The sequence below is a fragment of the Fictibacillus arsenicus genome (assembly GCF_001642935.1).
In the GTDB taxonomy this organism is placed as follows: Bacteria; Bacillota; Bacilli; order Bacillales; family Fictibacillaceae; genus Fictibacillus; species Fictibacillus arsenicus_B.
Window position 1 is genome coordinate 129222 of record NZ_CP016761.1, and the last position, 16168, is coordinate 145389.

At 42.2% G+C, this 16168-nt stretch carries 23 protein-coding genes; 21 read left to right on the plus strand and 2 right to left on the minus strand.

Translation table 11 applies throughout. From position 1 onward, the window contains the following. Positions 1-24 precede the first annotated feature (24 nt). From rplO to ABE41_RS00810, 20 genes are all read left to right on the plus strand, one after another. On the plus strand, positions 25-465 hold the full coding sequence (rplO, locus tag ABE41_RS00715; protein WP_066285559.1) for a 50S ribosomal protein L15: 441 nt from the start codon (positions 25-27) through the stop codon (positions 463-465). Then, complete coding sequence (gene secY, locus ABE41_RS00720) at positions 465-1766, plus strand: preprotein translocase subunit SecY (protein ID WP_066285560.1); 1302 nt, start codon at positions 465-467, stop codon at positions 1764-1766. Before rplO ends, secY begins: the two co-directional genes overlap by 1 nt. A 72-nt stretch (positions 1767-1838) precedes the next feature. After that, positions 1839-2492: an adenylate kinase gene (locus tag ABE41_RS00725; protein ID WP_066285562.1), complete on the plus strand. Its 654-nt coding sequence runs from the start codon at positions 1839-1841 to the stop codon at positions 2490-2492. Continuing rightward, positions 2489-3235, plus strand: a complete 747-nt coding sequence (gene map / locus ABE41_RS00730; protein WP_066285564.1) for a type I methionyl aminopeptidase — start codon at positions 2489-2491, stop codon at positions 3233-3235. The genes ABE41_RS00725 and map overlap by 4 nt, the downstream gene beginning before the upstream one ends. Positions 3236-3249: 14 nt before the next feature. Next, entirely contained in the window at positions 3250-3573 is a 324-nt protein-coding gene (locus ABE41_RS00735; protein ID WP_066285567.1) for a KOW domain-containing RNA-binding protein, read from the plus strand. Next, positions 3566-3784: a translation initiation factor IF-1 gene (infA, locus tag ABE41_RS00740; protein ID WP_066237890.1), complete on the plus strand. Its 219-nt coding sequence runs from the start codon at positions 3566-3568 to the stop codon at positions 3782-3784. Before ABE41_RS00735 ends, infA begins: the two co-directional genes overlap by 8 nt. Before the next feature lie 34 nt (positions 3785-3818). After that, a complete protein-coding gene (rpmJ, locus tag ABE41_RS00745) occupies positions 3819-3932 on the plus strand; it encodes a 50S ribosomal protein L36 (protein WP_007203526.1) in 114 nt (37 codons plus the stop codon). A 21-nt stretch (positions 3933-3953) separates the two neighbouring features. Further along, on the plus strand, positions 3954-4319 hold the full coding sequence (gene rpsM / locus ABE41_RS00750) for a 30S ribosomal protein S13 (RefSeq protein ID WP_066285569.1): 366 nt from the start codon (positions 3954-3956) through the stop codon (positions 4317-4319). Positions 4320-4339: 20 nt separating this feature from the next. Beyond that, positions 4340-4735, plus strand: a complete 396-nt coding sequence (gene rpsK, locus ABE41_RS00755) for a 30S ribosomal protein S11 (protein WP_066285572.1) — start codon at positions 4340-4342, stop codon at positions 4733-4735. Positions 4736-4878: 143 nt separating this feature from the next. Next, a complete protein-coding gene (locus ABE41_RS00760; protein ID WP_066285575.1) occupies positions 4879-5823 on the plus strand; it encodes a DNA-directed RNA polymerase subunit alpha in 945 nt (314 codons plus the stop codon). A gap of 58 nt (positions 5824-5881) precedes the next feature. Further along, complete coding sequence (rplQ, locus tag ABE41_RS00765) at positions 5882-6244, plus strand: 50S ribosomal protein L17 (protein ID WP_066285577.1); 363 nt, start codon at positions 5882-5884, stop codon at positions 6242-6244. 395 nt (positions 6245-6639) lie between these two features. Next, the gene (locus tag ABE41_RS00770) at positions 6640-7470 is read left to right on the plus strand and encodes an energy-coupling factor ABC transporter ATP-binding protein (RefSeq protein WP_066285579.1); all 831 of its coding nucleotides are present in this window, start codon (positions 6640-6642) and stop codon (positions 7468-7470) included. Continuing rightward, positions 7455-8321: an energy-coupling factor ABC transporter ATP-binding protein gene (locus tag ABE41_RS00775; protein ID WP_066285581.1), complete on the plus strand. Its 867-nt coding sequence runs from the start codon at positions 7455-7457 to the stop codon at positions 8319-8321. The genes ABE41_RS00770 and ABE41_RS00775 overlap by 16 nt, the downstream gene beginning before the upstream one ends. Before the next feature lies 1 nt (position 8322). Next, positions 8323-9120: an energy-coupling factor transporter transmembrane component T family protein gene (locus tag ABE41_RS00780; protein WP_066285583.1), complete on the plus strand. Its 798-nt coding sequence runs from the start codon at positions 8323-8325 to the stop codon at positions 9118-9120. 15 nt (positions 9121-9135) lie between these two features. Further along, positions 9136-9873 (plus strand): tRNA pseudouridine(38-40) synthase TruA, encoded by a 738-nt coding sequence (gene truA, locus ABE41_RS00785; protein WP_066285585.1) that lies wholly within the window; start codon positions 9136-9138, stop codon positions 9871-9873. A gap of 165 nt (positions 9874-10038) precedes the next feature. Further along, positions 10039-10476: a 50S ribosomal protein L13 gene (rplM, locus tag ABE41_RS00790; RefSeq protein WP_066285587.1), complete on the plus strand. Its 438-nt coding sequence runs from the start codon at positions 10039-10041 to the stop codon at positions 10474-10476. A 17-nt stretch (positions 10477-10493) separates the two neighbouring features. After that, complete coding sequence (gene rpsI / locus ABE41_RS00795; protein ID WP_066237857.1) at positions 10494-10886, plus strand: 30S ribosomal protein S9; 393 nt, start codon at positions 10494-10496, stop codon at positions 10884-10886. 367 nt (positions 10887-11253) lie between these two features. After that, entirely contained in the window at positions 11254-11694 is a 441-nt protein-coding gene (locus ABE41_RS00800) for a DUF2521 family protein (RefSeq protein ID WP_066285589.1), read from the plus strand. 72 nt (positions 11695-11766) lie between these two features. After that, positions 11767-12492, plus strand: coding sequence for an N-acetylmuramoyl-L-alanine amidase CwlD (gene cwlD / locus ABE41_RS00805; protein WP_066285590.1), 726 nt, complete (start codon positions 11767-11769; stop codon positions 12490-12492). A 283-nt stretch (positions 12493-12775) separates the two neighbouring features. Beyond that, positions 12776-13825 carry an Mrp/NBP35 family ATP-binding protein gene (locus ABE41_RS00810; RefSeq protein WP_066285592.1) on the plus strand — a complete coding sequence of 350 codons (1050 nt, stop codon included), beginning with the start codon at positions 12776-12778 and terminating at the stop codon, positions 13823-13825. A gap of 27 nt (positions 13826-13852) precedes the next feature. Here the strand turns inward: ABE41_RS00810 and gerD are convergent, their stop codons facing one another. Beyond that, entirely contained in the window at positions 13853-14476 is a 624-nt protein-coding gene (gene gerD / locus ABE41_RS00815) for a spore germination lipoprotein GerD (protein ID WP_253805412.1), read from the minus strand. Positions 14477-14623: 147 nt separating this feature from the next. On the opposite strand from gerD, the gene ABE41_RS00820 reads away from it, so the two are divergent. Continuing rightward, a complete protein-coding gene (locus ABE41_RS00820; RefSeq protein ID WP_066285594.1) occupies positions 14624-15229 on the plus strand; it encodes a KinB-signaling pathway activation protein in 606 nt (201 codons plus the stop codon). Between the two features lie 23 nt (positions 15230-15252). Here ABE41_RS00820 and pdaB read toward each other — a convergent pair whose 3' ends face one another. Next, entirely contained in the window at positions 15253-16014 is a 762-nt protein-coding gene (gene pdaB, locus ABE41_RS00825) for a polysaccharide deacetylase family sporulation protein PdaB (RefSeq protein ID WP_066285596.1), read from the minus strand. Positions 16015-16168: the final 154 nt, after the last annotated feature.

Below are 16168 nucleotides of genomic sequence, written 5' to 3' on the forward strand. Positions count from 1 at the left end.
AATAAATCATGAGGAGGTGCTCAGATGAAACTTCATGAGTTGAAGCCATCAGAAGGATCCCGTAAAGTTCGCAACCGTGTAGGTCGCGGTATCGGATCAGGAAATGGTAAAACAAGTGGTCGAGGACATAAAGGTCAAAACTCACGTTCAGGCGGTGGAGTAAGACCAGGATTCGAGGGTGGACAAAATCCACTAGCACGTCGTTTACCGAAGCGCGGATTCACAAACCCTACTCGTAAAGAGTATGCAGTTGTAAATCTTGAGAAGCTTGTACGTTTTGAAGAGGGCACAGAGGTAACTCCTGAACTTCTTCTTGAAACAGGAGTAGTAAGCAATCTTAAGAACGGTATCAAAGTTTTAGGTAATGGCAAGTTGGAAGTTAAGCTTACAGTTAAGGCGCACAAATTCTCTGTTTCTGCTAAAGAAGCAATTGAAGCAGCGGGCGGAAAAACTGAGGTGATCTAATGTTCCAGACAATCTCCAACATTATGCGTGTGGGTGATCTGAGAAACAAAATATTGTTTACACTTGCGATGCTGGTGGTGTTCCGTCTTGGAACATTCATTCCCGTTCCTGGTGTGAATCGCGATGTACTGAAATTCAGTACAGGCGACAGTGCTAACATTTTTGGTTTTTTAAATACGTTTGGCGGTGGAGCGTTACAAAACTTCTCCATTTTCGCTATGGGTATCATGCCGTACATTACAGCATCGATCATCGTGCAGCTTCTGCAGATGGACGTTGTGCCTAAGTTTACGGAATGGAGTAAGCAAGGTGAAGTCGGGCGAAAGAAATTAGCTCAGTTCACACGTTATGGAACGATCGTTCTTGGTTTTATCCAAGCAATCGGTATGTCTATCGGTTTTAACAATCTTTTTCCAGGACTTATTCAAAACCCTAGCCCGACTACGTATCTATTTATCGCGTTAGTTTTAACTGCAGGTACTGCATTCTTAATGTGGTTAGGTGAGCAGATTACCCTTAAGGGGATTGGAAACGGAATTTCAGTTCTAATTTTTGCGGGGATTGCCGCAGCTATTCCTACAGCAGTTAATCAGCTTTTCACAACTCAATTCGAAGGCGGCAACGACCAGATGTTCATGAACATTGTTACGGTTGTACTGCTGGCGATTGCAGTTGTACTCATCATTATGGGTGTTATCTTTATTCAACAAGGTGTTCGGAAAATCCCGATTCAGTATGCAAAACGGGTCGTTGGAACAAAGCCTGTTGGCGGCCAGTCTACTCATCTTCCGATAAAAGTTAACGCAGCAGGTGTTATCCCGGTTATCTTTGCGATTTCCTTGATTATCACACCAAGAACTGTTGCAGGCTTCTTCGGACAGAATGATGTTACGGCTTGGATTATCAACACGTTTGACTACACGAAGCCAGTCGGAATGATTATATATGCGCTCCTAATTATCGGATTCTCGTATTTCTATACGTTCATCCAGGTAAATCCGGAGCAAATGGCGGAAAACTTAAAAAAGCAGGGTGGATACATTCCTGGCATTCGTCCAGGGGCTAACACTCAAACTTATATAACAAGAATTCTGTATCGATTAACGTTTGTTGGATCTCTTTTCCTGGCTGCTATTGCAGTCCTGCCAGTTGTCTTTACAGCGATTCCAGGTTTGAACCTTCCGCCAGCCATTCAAATTGGTGGAACAAGCTTGCTGATTGTTGTAGGTGTGGCACTAGACACCATGAAGCAAATTGAGAGCCAGCTGATCAAGCGGCACTACAAAGGCTTCATTAAATAAGGGCGTGGGAAGATTATTCTTCCCGGCATGCTCTGTTTAAAAAAAGACGATTGTGATTTATGGAGGGATTAGATGTATCTAGTCTTAATGGGATTACCCGGAGCAGGTAAGGGTACTCAAGCAGAAAGAATTGTTGAGAAGTACGGAATTCCACATATCTCTACTGGAGATATGTTCCGAGCAGCAATTAAAGAGGAGACTCCTCTTGGACTTGAGGCAAAATCGTACATGGATGCGGGTAACCTCGTTCCTGACGAAGTTACAATCGGCATCGTACGTGACCGACTTTCTAAAAAGGACTGCGAAAAAGGATTTTTACTAGATGGATTCCCTCGGACAGTTGCCCAAGCGGAAGCCCTGGAAGAGATCACACAAGAGCTCTCCCGAAAGATTGATTATGTTCTAAACATTTCAGTTGATTCGGATAAGCTTATGCAGCGATTAACGGGTCGTCGGATTTGCCAAACATGCGGAAGCACGTATCATGTAATATTCAACCCGCCAAAGGTTGAAGGAGTATGTGATAAAGACGGCGGTACGCTTATCCAACGTCAAGATGATAATGAAGAGACCGTTCGAAACCGTTTAGATGTAAACATGAAGCAGGCTAAACCACTGCTTGATTTTTATGGTGATAAAGGTTACCTGAAAAACATTAATGGTGATCAGGATATCGACAAAGTCTTTCAAGACATTGACCAACTTATTGGGGGATTGGCGAAATGATTATCTGCAAAACACCGCGAGAGATTGAAATCATGCGGGAGGCAGGTCGCATCGTTGCCTTAACTCATCAAGAGTTAAAAAAACACATTAAGCCTGGCATAACTACTAAGGAACTGGACAAAATTGCTGATAAGTTTATCCGCAGCCAAGGTGCAATCCCTTCATTTAAAAACTATAATGGTTTTAGCGGAAGCATCTGTGCTTCTGTTAATGAAGAACTTGTACATGGGATTCCAGGTAAACGCGTACTGAACCATGGCGACATTATCTCTATAGATATTGGGGCGAAGTACAACGGATATCATGGTGATTCCGCTTGGACGTATGGAGTTGGAGAGATTTCTGAGGAAGCTCAAAAACTACTGGATGTAACCGAAGAGTCTTTATATAGAGGACTTGAAAAAGCAAAAGCCGGTGCCCGGTTAACTGATATTTCTCATGAGATACAAAAGTATGCTGAGGAAGAAGGTTTTTCTGTTGTCCGCGAATATGTCGGACACGGGATAGGCCAGGACTTGCATGAGGACCCGCAAATTCCTCATTACGGACCGCCTGGTAAAGGGCCGGTACTGAAAAAGGGCATGGTTCTAGCAATTGAACCGATGATTAATGCGGGAACTCGCTATGTTCGAACATTATCCGATAACTGGACGGTTGTCACAACGGATGGCAAATGGTGTGCTCACTTTGAACACACAGTTGTCATTACGGAGGAAGGCTTTGAAATCTTAACAAAGATCTAGGTGAAGGTGATGAGATGGTAAGCGAATCTGATTCGGTACCGAATTTAGGACAGCTGGTTCGGATACTAAAAGGAAGAGACGCAGATCGGTTGGGTGTTATAGTCGGCATTCTCGATGGACGTTTTGTTCTCGTAGCCGATGGCGACAAGCGCAAGTTCGATCGCGCCAAACGAAAAAACCTGAACCATTTAGAGCTGCTGGATTTTATTTCTCCGGAAGTTGTTAAAAGCATTCTTGAAACAGGTCGTGTAACCAATGGCAAATTGCGTTATGCAGTAGCGAAGTTTTCCGACGAGAAAGTCATTGCTCTGAAGAAGGGAGATCAAGTCGATGGCTAAAGATGATGTTATCGAGGTAGAAGGTACAGTTATTGAACCTTTGCCGAACGCCATGTTTCGTGTTGAACTAGAAAACGGACACAAAGTTCTAGCGCACGTTTCTGGAAAGATTCGCATGCACTACATTCGAATTCTTCCAGGAGATAAAGTAACCGTAGAATTGTCTCCGTATGACTTATCACGTGGTCGTATAACGTATCGTTTTAAATAATCAATGTACTCCGTGACATAAGGAGGTTATAAAAATGAAGGTAAGACCATCAGTCAAGCCAATATGTGAAAAGTGTAAAGTGATTCGCCGCAGAGGCACTGTAATGGTGATCTGTGAAAATCCGAAACATAAACAAAAACAAGGTTAATATACAGGAGGTGCAAAAATTATGGCACGTGTTGCAGGTGTAGATATTCCTCGTGATAAGCGAGTAGTAATCTCATTAACATACATCTTTGGTATCGGTAAAACAAAAGCACAGCAAATTCTTGCTCAAGCTGGCGTTTCTGAAGATACACGAGTTCGTGATCTTACTGAAGATGAATTAAATAAAATCCGCGAAGTCATCGATGGACACAAAGTGGAGGGTGACCTTCGCCGTGAAGTTTCATTAAACATCAAGCGTCTAATCGAGATCGGAGCATATCGTGGTGTTCGTCATCGTCGTGGATTACCAGTACGTGGTCAAAACACGAAGAACAACTCCCGTACTCGTAAAGGACCTCGTCGTACTGTAGCGAATAAGAAAAAGTAAGTAAAGGAGGTAAACTCTAAATGGCAAAAGCACGTAAGACTAATACACGTAAGCGTCGTGTCAAAAAGAATGTTGAAGTCGGCGTAGCACATATCCGTTCTACATTCAACAACACGATCATTACGATTACTGACACGCACGGGAACGCAATCTCTTGGGCGACTGCTGGTCACCTAGGATTTAAAGGTTCTCGTAAGTCTACTCCGTTCGCAGCACAAATGGCAGCTGAAACAGCTGGTAAAACTGCAATGGAACATGGTATGAAGACGTTGGAAGTATCCGTTAAAGGACCAGGAGCTGGACGTGAAGCAGCAATCCGTGCCCTTCAATCGGTAGGCTTAGAAGTAACAGCTATTCGTGATGTTACTCCTGTACCTCACAACGGTTGCCGTCCGCCAAAACGCCGTCGTGTGTAACAATATACACGGTATATAATTCCTTAACTTGTCTATAATGGTTATAGTAAAAGTTTTGGCAAAAGATAAGTCGGAATGCCTATGGGGAATTTCGGCTGGAACAATCCAGCCGAGATTCGACGTTTGAAGGAGGGTTCAGTTGAATGATCGAAATCGAAAAGCCAAGAATTGAGACGGTTGAAATCAGCGACGATGCCACATACGGAAAGTTTGTTGTTGAACCACTTGAACGTGGATACGGGACTACACTAGGCAACTCCTTGCGTCGTATCTTGTTGTCCTCACTACCTGGTGCAGCAGTTACATCTATTCAGATTAATGGCGTATTGCATGAGTTCTCAACAGTTGAAGGTGTGGTTGAAGATGTTACTACAATCATCTTGAACTTGAAGAAGCTTGCAATGAAGATTTACTCTGATGAAGAAAAGACACTTGAAATCGACATCCAAGGTGAAGGCGTCGTAACAGCTGGTGACATTACTCATGACAGCGATGTAGAAATCCTTAATCCGGATCTTCATATCGCAACACTTGCAAAGGGAGCTCATTTCCAAATGAAGCTTCATGCTAAGCGTGGTCGTGGATATGTACAGGCAGAAGGCAATAAACGCGAAGACCTGCCTATCGGTGTTATTCCTGTTGATTCAATTTACACACCTATTTCTCGTGTGAATTATCAAGTAGAAAACACTCGTGTAGGACAAGTAACAAACTATGATAAGCTAACGCTTGATGTATGGACTGATGGGAGCATTCGTCCAGAGGAAGCAGTTTCTCTTGGTGCGAAGATCATTAGCGAACATTTAAACATTTTTGTTGGCTTAACAGATCAGGCTCAGAACGCTGAGATTATGGTAGAAAAAGAAGAAGACCAAAAGGAAAAAGTTCTTGAAATGACTATTGAAGAACTTGATCTTTCTGTTCGTTCTTACAACTGCCTAAAGCGTGCTGGCATTAATACAGTACAAGAACTTGCGAATAAGTCTGAAGAAGACATGATGAAAGTACGCAACCTTGGCAAGAAGTCTCTTGAAGAAGTTCAAGAGAAGCTTGATGAGCTGGGTCTTTCATTACGCGCTGACGATTAATTCGTAATACGCGCTTTTTCAAGACGAGAGAGAAACGCGCAGAGGAGGGAATACAAGCATGGGATACCAAAAGTTAGGTCGTGTATCTGCGGTTCGTAAAGCAATGCTTCGTGATTTAGCTACTGATTTAATCATCAACGAGCGTATTGAAACTACAGAAGCACGTGCAAAAGAAGTTCGTAAATTTGCTGAAAAAATGATTACGCTTGGTAAGCGTGGAGACCTTCATGCTCGCCGTCAAGCTGCATCGTTCCTTCGTAACGAAGTAGCAGACAGTGAGTCTGGCCAAAGATCTCTTCAAAAACTTTTCAGTGATCTTGCACCTCGCTATGCTGAGCGTAACGGTGGTTACACTCGCATCGCAAAAATCGGCCCTCGCCGTGGTGATGGTGCACCAATGGTTATCATTGAATTAGTATAATAAACGTTACTTAAAGGGCGGGATCAAGTCTTCGATGACAATCTTGCCCTTTTTTATTTGATTAAAAACTGATAACGTAGAGCTTTGTCGCTCCTTTGGAAGAGTTGATTTGCGCTCCAGGTCCTCGCTATCCGCGGGGCGGGCGGTGAGCCTCCTGGCGCTTTGCGCCTTTAGGAGTCTCACCTGTCCCACTCGTCCCGCAGGAGTCTCGCACCTTGCGCTCCAATCAACTAGTCAGGGAAGCAAGAAACAAAAGCTTTAAAAGCTCTAATTAACTCATTATTTAATGTAAAGGAAATCCAGCCTTAGCATTAACACTAATAGAAACAGAGCTTTTTAAACTAATGAGAGCAGAGAGCAGCTTAGAATAGCAGCAGCTAAGAGGAGGATGTCACATGGAAAACATCATCTCGGTTAAAGATGTGACCTTTTTTTATCCAGGAGAAGAAACAGCTACATTAAAGAATGTCAGCTTAGACGTATATAAGGGCGAATGGCTGTCCATTGTCGGCCATAACGGTTCTGGCAAGTCTACTTTAGCAAAGTTGCTGAATGGACTGCTGCTGCCTAATGAGGGTACTGTAAATGTATCTGAGTACGAAACAGCACGCCAGGATGATATATGGGAAATTCGCAGGCAAGTAGGTATGGTTTTTCAGAATCCTGATAACCAATTTGTCGGGACGAGCGTTCAAGACGATATTGCATTTGGCCTTGAAAACTTCGGTGTTCCCCGTGACGAGATGATTAAGCGGATAAATGAAAGTGTACAGCGGGTCGGCATGGAAGCTTTCTTAAATCAAGAACCTCATCAATTATCAGGCGGTCAAAAACAGAGAGTAGCGATTGCGGGTATTTTAGCACAAAAGCCTTCTGTCATTGTATTAGATGAAGCGACTTCAATGCTCGATCCGATCGGCAGGATTGAAGTGATGGAAACAGTTCGTGAACTTAATCAAAATGAAGGCATAACTGTTATTTCAATCACTCATGATTTAGAGGAAGCGCTAAGTGCAGACAGAGTCGTCGTCATGAAAATGGGGGAAAAAGCAGCAGAAGGGAAACCTGATTCAATCTTTCAGCAGCGTGAATTGCTGAAGTCTGCTGGTCTGGATTTACCGTTTTCACTAAAATTAAGCGAAGCTCTTCGCCGGCAGGGAGTCGAGCTTGATAGAGGCTATTTAACGCAGGAAGAGCTGGTGAATGCATTATGGAAATTAGCATAAAGCAACTCGAACATCGTTATATGCAAGGAACACCATTTGAAAGAAGGGCTCTTCATGATGTGAATCTGGACATCTCTGATGAAACGTTCTTTGCGCTCATCGGACATACGGGGTCTGGAAAATCTACACTTATTCAGCATTTGAATGGCCTGTTGAAACCATCGGCGGGTTCTATAAAAATGGGTGACATCCTTTTAGAGGCTGGCGGAAAAAAGCAAGATTTAAAGCCGCTTCGCAAAAAGGCAGGAATCGTATTTCAATATCCGGAACATCAGCTGTTTGAAGAAACAGTAGAAAAGGATATCATGTTTGGCCCCCGCAACTTTGGGATGCCGGAAGAAGAAGCGAAGAATACAGCATCAAGAGTGATTGAGATGGTAGGACTGCCGCAAACGGTTTTAAGTAAGTCTCCGTTCGACTTAAGCGGCGGCCAGATGAGAAGAGTAGCAATCGCCGGTGTGCTTGCTATGAATCCAGAAGTTCTTATTCTTGATGAACCGACTGCAGGGCTGGATCCATCCGGCCGTGTAGAAATCATGGATTTATTTTACGATCTTCATCAAAAAAATAAGTTAACAACTGTGCTGGTTACTCACAGCATGGAGGATGCCTCAAAGTATGCTGATGAGATTGCTGTGATGCATAAGGGTGAACTTTATTTGCACGGAAAGCCAAGCGAGATTTTCAATGAGAGAAAAGCCCTTCAAGCGGCAGGATTGGATGTACCTGAAACGGTTCAATTTCTTTTGAAATGGAACGAGAAGTCAGGACAGAATCTGTCACTTTCGGATTTTACGATAGAAGATCTGGCTAAATGTCTGGGACAAGCTCTCAAGAAGAGGGGGAGCTAGCATGCTGCAAAACGTAATTATTGGTCAGTATTACCCGGCATCGTCTCCTCTGCACCGTATGGATTCACGCTCAAAGCTGATCGCTGCATTCTTTTATTTATTCATTGTTTTTTTAGCTAATAACTGGATCACATACGGCCTGCTGATTGCTTTTACGGCTGTCACCATCTCAGCATCCAAAGTTCCGCTGCGGTTTTTATATAAAGGACTTAAGCCCATCCTTATTCTAGTTGTATTTACGATGCTCCTGCACATCTTTTTAACAAAAGAAGGAGACGTGCTTTATAAAGCGGGCTGGTTTGAAATATATGAAGGCGGAGTGATCCAAGGTATTTTTATCGCGATGAGACTTCTATTGCTTGTGTTAATGACCTCATTGCTGACGCTGACTACAACACCGATTGATATTACAGACGGGCTTGAACATCTGCTTGGACCGTTGAAAAAATGGAAGCTGCCTGTCCATGAGTTTGCTTTGATGATGTCGATATCACTCCGTTTTATACCGACACTTTTACAAGAAACAGAGAAGATCATGAAAGCACAGATGGCACGAGGTGCAGATTTCACAAGCGGTCCGATAAAAGAACGGGCAAAAGCCTTTGTTCCGCTTCTTGTTCCTTTGTTTGTATCTTCGTTTAAACGTGCAGAAGAGCTTGCACTTGCTATGGAAGCAAGAGGCTACCGCGGCGGTGAAGGCAGAACAAGATTGAGGGCGCTGGAGTGGCATAACCGGGATACATTTGCTTTAGTGCTGCTGATCTTGCTCACATTATCGCTATTTCTATTACGCAGTTAAAAGGGAGAAGGAACAATGGCTCGTCTGAAAGTAACCGTAGCTTATGACGGAACAGATTTTGCCGGATACCAAATACAGCCTAGCGGAAGAACGGTGCAAGGCACGATTCAGTCTGTTCTTCAAAAGATGCATAAAGGAGAGGCTGTACAGATTTCAGCCTCTGGCCGCACTGATGCCGGTGTGCATGCGGTCGGCCAAGTGTTTCATTTTGATACAGAAATGAACATACCAAGTGATGCCTGGGGTAAAGCTTTAAACGCGATGCTGCCGGGTGACATATTGATAAAAGACGTGGCAGAGGTACCTGACTCGTTTCATTCACGTTTTTCGGCATCAAGCAAGGAGTATCATTACAAACTGCTCGTAAGTAAAGAGCCTGATGTTTTTAGAAGGAACCACATGTTTCATTATCCATACCCATTGAACATTAGAGATATCCAAAAAGCGTGCGGCTATTTTTTAGGAACTCATGATTTCACCTCTTTTTCATCTGCACGTTCAGAAGTAGCGGATAAGGTAAGAATGATCTTCGCATTGGAATTGCTTGAAGAAGGTGAGACCCTGACCTTTAAAATCAAAGGCAGCGGCTTTTTGTATAACATGGTGAGGATTATCACGGGGACTCTTTTAGAGGTTGGACAAGGCAAAAGAAAGCCTGAAGAGATTAAGGCCATCATCGCAGGAGAAGACCGTGCGCTAGCTGGAAAAACAGCACCTGCTCATGGACTTTATTTATATCAAGTAAATTACTAAGAGAATCCTGAATAATATTTAGGATACGCTTGACATCGTTGTTTATATATTATAAGATATTATTTGGTATTTCTAAAGATATCGTCCACATGCCCCGGAGATATTTTGGGAAATGTTCACATTGAATATAATTGAATTTGATTGAAGATACAGGAGGGAAAACACATGCGTACGACTTTCATGGCGAAAGCTTCTGAAGTAGAACGTAAATGGTTTGTGATCGACGCTGAAGGCAAGACTCTTGGACGTCTATCCAGTGAAGTTGCTTCTATCCTTCGCGGTAAGCATAAGCCTATTTATACACCACACGTTGACACTGGTGATCACGTGATCATCATCAACGCAGAAAAGATCGAATTAACAGGTAAGAAATTGACTGACAAAATTTATTACCGCCACACTGGACACCCAGGTGGACTTCGTACGAGAACTGCATTAGAAATGCGTACAACTCGTCCGGTTCAAATGCTTGAGCTAGCAATCAAAGGTATGCTTCCAAAGAACAGCCTTGGTCGCCAAATGTTCAAAAAGCTTCACGTATATGCTGGAGCTGAGCACAACCATCAAGCACAAAAACCTGAAAACTACGAGTTACGCGGATAAAAAAGGAGGGTATTTACGTGGCACAAGTACAATATTATGGCACTGGACGTCGTAAGCACTCCGTAGCACGTGTACGATTAGTTCCTGGTGAAGGCCGTATCGTTATCAACGGACGTGATATAGACGAATTTTTCGGATTAGAAACATTAAAGCTTATCGTTAAGCAACCACTTAACACAACTGAAACAACTGATAAGTATGACGTATTAGTAACTGTTCATGGCGGTGGATACACTGGACAAGCAGGAGCTATCCGTCACGGTATCTCTCGTGCGCTTCTAGAAGCAGACCCTGAGTACCGCGGATCTCTTAAAGCAGCTGGATTCCTTACTCGTGACGCTCGTATGAAAGAGCGTAAGAAGTACGGACTTAAAGGCGCTCGTCGTGCACCTCAGTTCTCAAAACGTTAATCTTTATACGTTTTATCAAAACCCCGTTCTCTTTGGAGAGCGGGTTTTTTTGTTTTATTCTTGCTTTATGCTTGCACATTTTGTCGAGGATTGTAAACTCGTGGATAAATCATCATTTTTTGTGGATTGGGTGCTGAAACTCGTGGATTCAAGGGCCGAATTTCTGGATTCAAGGACAAAACTTTTGGATTCATGATAAAAACGCTGTGAAATGAACGAATCTTCTTTTTCAGCCGGTATTCTTTTTTAACGCAATGCCAGCTTTTCCCTTACCATCTTTTATGCAGTGTCGATAATCCTTCCTTTGAGAAAAATAAAGGTAAGGAAAAACAATGCGTAAAGTAAAAACGCAGGAAGGGGAGAAAGAATGGCTATCGTTTTAAACAACTTCAGAGAAAAACAGCGCTATAAAAAAGAAAATTTCGAGCGGAAAGTACTTCGCGACTTATCACTTGCTAACATAAAAAAGGAATTTCAGCGGTTGTTCCAGCCGTTTTTCCAATACTCGCTTCTGTATCAAAATGATATTGAGGACGCATGCATTGATATGGCTATCGACTCATATCTGCTAGGCGCGGGTTACAGCCGTTTCGCTTACCACGGTGAAACACTGGAAAAAATTAAAGATCGTTCATATGAAAAACAAAAAGCAATCGCAGACGGCCTTTTTGAATATTGGCAGTTCTGGTGCTGGGGTACAGAGATGATGATGGAATCACTGCATCTCTGCTGTGAAGCTTTTGTCCATGTATGGTGGATGGAAGGGTATAGAAACGGTGAAAAACGCTACAGGATGAAACTGCAATAAGCTTCATTAAGTTATAAATTCTTTCTTGTCCCATATACATAGTGATATATGGCTTGTATAGGGGGACAAAACATGAAGAAGTGGGTGAAGGGAGCCACATTTGCATTAGGGTGCGCAGTCCTTATCTTTATTTTCACCTATCGTATATTAGATAATGATTCATGGCGTGCATGGAACTTGCCGCTATCCGGGAAAGTTATCGTTATCGATCCCGGTCATGGCGGTGCAGATGGCGGTGCCATTGGTGATGGTGAAGTGCTGGAAAAAGAAATCGCCTTAAACATCTCAGTTATGCTGCGAGATTATTTGCAGGAAGCGGGAGCGCTTGTTATCATGACCCGTGAAACAGACAAAGACTTGGCTGAAAAAGGAACAAGAAAACTTAGGCATCGGAAATGGGAAGATTTAAAAGAACGTAAAAGAATCATTAACGAAAATCATGCGGACTTATTTATCAGTATTCATTTAAATTCATTGCCTTCCTCCAGATGGAGAGGCGCTCAAGTTTTTTACCATCCTGGAAGAGAAGAGGGTGAAGCGGTATCGCTATTTATTCAAGATGAAATAAAGCGGAATCTTGAAAATACTAACCGATTCGCAAAATCAATTGAAGGGCTATACCTGCTCCGGTCAGCTGAAGTTCCAGGGGCACTAGTTGAAGTAGGATTCTTATCTAATCCAACAGAACGCGAATTGCTAAAGACGAAGTCGTACCAGCAAAAAGTGGCTGCTTCTATTTATCAAGGAATGCTCAGGTACTATACCAATGAAACACCTCCTAAAACTCCTTATGATTAAGGAGTTTTTTCTTTTTTAAGCTTCTGAAGCGGTTGATTTCCGCTCCAGGTGCTCGCTTTCCGCGGGGCGTGCGGTGAGCCCCCTAGGCTAATGGAGCCTGCCGAGGTATCACCTGTCCCGCTGATCCCGCCGTAGTCTCGCACCTTCCGCTTCAATCCAATGAGGTGTATTTATAAAACAACCTAGAAAACAGTAAAAGAGAGTAAAGAAAACCGCTTTCATGCTAGTAATGTAAGGTTGTGATATACTGAAAAAGAATTTTAGAGGTAAAGGATGTGTCTATGTGCTTACAGAAGAAAAAGTAATCGAGCTGTTAAGTTCTATTCAAGACCCTTATTTACATAAAAGCATGGTGGACTCCGGGAGTATTCGTGAGCTTAAAATAAAAGAAGGCTATGTTGGTTTAAAGATCGGCCTTGCGCATACAGGAACACCAGAACAAATGCAGCTGCAGCAGCAGATCGTACAAGTTCTTAAGAACGCTGGCGTCGAGTCAGTCGGTTTGCGCTTTGAAAAAAGAGATGATGTTCAGACAGATAGCCAGCCACAACAACAGCAGCAGACTGGAGCTACAACACTTCTGTCCGAAAACAGCAAGACTGAATTTATTGCGATCGCAAGCGGTAAAGGCGGAGTAGGGAAGTCAACGGTTTCCGTCAACTTAGCGGTAGCTCTTGCGAGATTAGGAAAAAAAGTCGGATTGATCGACGCAGACATTTATGGTTTCAGTGTACCGGATATGATGGGAATCACTGAGCGTCCTAAAGTAAAAGGTGATCGAATTTTCCCTGTTGAGCGTTTTGGAGTAAAAGTCATTTCCATGGCATTCTTTGTAGAAGATAACGCACCCGTTATCTGGCGCGGACCGATGCTTGGTAAAATGCTTATGAATTTCTTTAGCGAAGTAGAATGGGGAGATCTCGATTATGTTCTTCTCGACCTTCCTCCTGGAACAGGGGATGTTGCATTAGACGTTCATAAGATGCTTCCAAAATGTAAAGAAGTAATCGTAACAACACCTCATGCGACTGCAGCGTTTGTTGCAGCAAGAGCTGGAACGATGGCGATTAAGACGAATCATGAAGTTCTTGGGATTGTAGAAAACATGGCTTATTTCCAAAGCGAGTCCACTGGCGAAAAAGAGTATGTTTTTGGCAAAGATGGAGGAAAGCGATTAGCGGAAGAATTAAACGTTCCTTTGCTTGGGCAGATTCCATTAGGTCAGCCTGAAATAAAAGAAGATGATTTTGCGCCAAGTGTGTATGAGCAGACTCATCCAATCGGTGAGCATTATATCAATATGGCAAAGACCATAATTGAAAAAACAAAATAAAAAAAGCCTCTCTTGATTGAGAGGCTTTTATTGTGCTGATTGTTGTTCCTGCTCTTGCTGACCGCCGCCAGATGCTTCTTTTTCTTTTTTCGAAATGGACTGATCGATTTCATCATGTGCAACTTTTTTCAGCATTTCTTGAATCTGGGCCTGAACAATTGGGCTTTCAAATGTTTCAAGCATAACCTTTTTCATTTCTTTCCTTACTGGCTGTGTATCAACAAGTCCTAAAAGCTTTTGAGCCATTTGCGGATTCTGCATGATTTTCATCACTTCTGCCTGATATTGCGGATCTTTAATAAGATCCTTCATCAGCTTTTCGTGTTCTTTTCGCATACTTTTTGCAAAAGCTACAGAGAACTTAGGGTCTTTAAAAAGTGTCTGCCAGAACTTCTGTCCTTTTTCAGAAAGAAGCTGCTGTTCAATCGTCTGTTTTACTACTTCTTGATCAATCAGGATTTCCTGCTGAATTTCTTTATCGGATAATACTTCTTTTATTGCTTTTTTTCCTTCATCTGTTTTTAATAAGTCGACAAACATCTTCTTTGTCGTTTCATAATCAATCTGGGAACTTCCCTGGGCTTCATTTTGAGCACAGCCCGTAAGAGAGGCCATAATGATACAAAAGAGGAAAATGTATATTTTTTTCAACTGGTTTCCTCCTCCTTTCAAGTGGGCTATATATCATTAGGATTGATTTTTAAGACTTATTTATACTGGTTATTTAAAGGAAAACTGGCAATTTAAAAAAGACATTGGTACAATCGTAACGGAGCAAGTTAGAGGGGGAAAACAAGCGTGAAAATCAAAAGTTGGCTCTTTTTATTTATAACCACACTTTTAATCGGAATTGTGAGTGCCATCACTGTAGGACTCATATTAAAATTTCCTGAGAACAGCACCATGTTTGAGCTGTTATTATACATTTTTGGACTGATCGGCTTTGGAGCCCTTTTCAGTGTTTTTAGCCAGATGGGCTTCTTTGCTTATTTGACTGTTCACCGTTTTGGCTTAGGTATCTTTAAGAGTCACCGCTTATGGAATGGTGTGCAGCTTGTTCTTATCGCTGTAGTACTTTTTGATTTATTTTATTTAAGATATACGTCCTTTCATAAAGAAGGCGACAGTATTGTGAACTATATTGTTATACCACTGGCGATTTTAGTATATGGTTTGATTATTGCATACTTAAAAGTTAAGCAAACATCTAACGTAGCATTTATCCCAACGCTTTTCTTTATTACGGTTGTAACCATTCTAGAATGGGTGCCTGTGCTTAAAGAAAACAATGCTCTATCCCTTTGGATGGGATTTGTTCCATTAATGCTATGTAATACGTATCAAATTTTAATGCTGCACAGATTACTGCAGAAGAACAATCAAAAAAAGCCCATTGCATCTTAAATGCATGGGCTTTTTGCTTTTTATCAGTTAACTTCTTTGCTGCTTGCTTCTGTATTGGCGATCATCTCACTGACGCTTACCAGTTTAAAACCGTCGCCTTTTAATTTATCAATAATTTGAGGAAGTGCTTTATGTGTCTGCTTAACGGAATCAGATGCATGAAGCAAAATGATATCTCCTGCTTTAGTGCCGTCAGTTGCTGAAGTAACAATCTTGTTTACACCTGGGTTTTTCCAGTCCTTCGTATCAATGCTCCAATGAACAACGGTATGATTCAAGTCCTCAGAAATATTAAGAACACGCTCATCGAAATTCCCATTCGGCGGACGAAGAAGAGAAGTCATTTTGCCGGAAACCTTTTTGATCTTTTCTTGAGCTAAAAGAATATCTCTTTTGATCTGTTTATCTTCCCACTCGGTATAGCTTTTATATTGATAACCGAGACTCGCGACCTCATGACCATCTTTCACGATTCGTTCAACAATATCAGGATGTCGTTCAGCCCAAGCAGCTGATAAGAAGAAGGTGCAATTCTTTACGCCTTTTTCTTTTAAAATATCCAGGATCGGTGTGACCCGTTTGTCACCCCAGCTGATGTCAAAGGTCAAGGAAACTTTATTACCCTGATCTTCCCCTTTGTATATTGCCCGAGGACCGTCTTTTGATGAGAAGACGGATAGCTGCTGCTGTCCCACGAAAGCGAGGGAGGCAGCAAAAAATGCTGCAAACACAACAACCATGTATTGTTTTACTTTTTTACCGTTTATGACAAAGAAAAATTTCATTTACACTTTACCCCCTTGTCCATACTTCCTTACAGAATATTTATGACTCTCTGGACAAGATATGACGGATATTTAAGAAAAACCCAAAAATAATAACAGAGCTTTTTCGTGGCAATAATGATAAAAGAAAATGCTAAGCGGGGTGTTTTGTTTT